The organism is Bartonella sp. AA1HLJMS, assembly GCF_042197445.1.
Classification (GTDB): domain Bacteria; phylum Pseudomonadota; class Alphaproteobacteria; order Rhizobiales; family Rhizobiaceae; genus Bartonella.
In genome coordinates this window covers 4,157-5,715 of sequence record NZ_JBHIRW010000057.1, presented here as the reverse complement: position 1 = coordinate 5,715, position 1,559 = coordinate 4,157, and the positions used below count along the sequence as shown (strand labels likewise).

1 protein-coding gene is annotated in these 1,559 nt (G+C 34.6%); it reads right to left on the bottom strand.

Annotated features, from left to right (window positions below):
* Positions 1-759: 759 nt before the first annotated feature.
* On the bottom strand, positions 760-1,083 hold the full coding sequence (locus ACFIQE_RS08495) for a hypothetical protein (RefSeq protein ID WP_375613621.1): 324 nt from the start codon (positions 1,081-1,083) through the stop codon (positions 760-762).
* Between the last annotated feature and the right edge of the window lie 476 nt (positions 1,084-1,559).

Here is a 1,559-nt window from a genome sequence, read left to right as displayed (position 1 = left end):
AAATGGCTTGATCCTCAAGAATAGGGGAAAAAATCAATTATAAATTCTACTCTCTTCTTTAAGATGGTTTTGTTGTTTTGTTAGAAAATTCTCATAAATCATTGCTTATTCAAGCGTTATGAGGGAAGGTCCATTGACTAAAGGCGCTATGGGGAAGGTCCATTGACTAAAGCGCTATGGGGGGGAAGCTAGGGGGTAGAGCCGGGGGTAGAGCCTTTGTCATTTGAGGTGAGAGGAAGGCAAAAAATGGCATTTTTGAGCAGTGTTAAGCTCTTTTGCCTTTGAGGTATTTTTTGTCTTTTTAAGAAGTCCTTGCCAATGAAGCAGCGCTTGTTAAGCTTCAACAGTGTTTCAGTATGGTGATATTGATATAAAAAGTTATGGTGTTTTTGTGTTTTTCAGTCTGCTTCATGGAGATCTGTAAACCAATCCGATGACAGAGGAGATGCATGGTCATTTTCTTGAAAACAGAAGAATTTTTGGGAAGAACAAGAAGATTGCGGACCCTTATTAACGAAAGCGCTATGGGAGCGAAGCTAGGGAGTTAGAGCCTTTGTCATTTGAGATGTGAGACAAGTAAAAATGGCATTTTTGAAGGCGATGATATTTGGCCAATAAAAATAAAAACACAATAAAAACTAAACTAAAACAAAGGAAAAATTAAACTAAAAAAGGCCCCATTTTATAAAGGGCCTTTTTATTTAAATTTTACAATATATACAAAATGTATATAACCTTACTTTAAGAACTTTTTGTATCTTATATTCTAGTAGCAACAAGTTGTACGAAATATATAATAAGTGATCCTAAAAAACCAGCTATTGCATTCAATAAATTTTCTGCTTTATCGTATATATCGTTGATTGATGCTTGTTCTGATGCGCTTCTATTACTGACTCTCAGTATATTCAATGTATCCGATGTGTCCCTTACTTGTTTAACAAACTGTAAATTTGTTTTCTCAATAGTATAAGGAGCAACAATAGGAGAGGGTTGTTTATTGACTATACGATCAGATTTTTGAATCGCGAGAGCTAAACCACTTGTAATAGCCCCAGCTATGAAAAAATATCTGATATTCATAGTTTTTCTCCTATATTTATTTCGATAAATAAATATCGATACGTATCATATATAAATTCGATTTAAATAACTATAGTAAAAATACAACAATCACAAAAAAGAATAAACTTTGTCTATATTTTGACAAAATTTACTCTTAATTGCCTTAATGAATTCTTTTAGATTCGATTTTATGAAGGCGTAAAAAAGTTTGAAAGCTCTGTAGGCAAGTGGAATCCCATAAGGTGGGTGATACAATGGTTGCTAGCAAACTTCTTTTTGTGCCTTTGACCAAGGATTCATAAAAATGAGGGTTCATAAAAATGAGATGCGATGAAAATTGAGTAAAACCCTTGAAGGGAAGGATTCACTCTATTGAAGGCGGAGTGCATCTTTTCCATGGATTGGATACTGCCTTTATGAGGGTTTGGCAGTTTCCGTTGAGGGGAAGGATGCACTCTTTTGAGGGCTAGAGTGCATCCTCTTATAGATTGGAT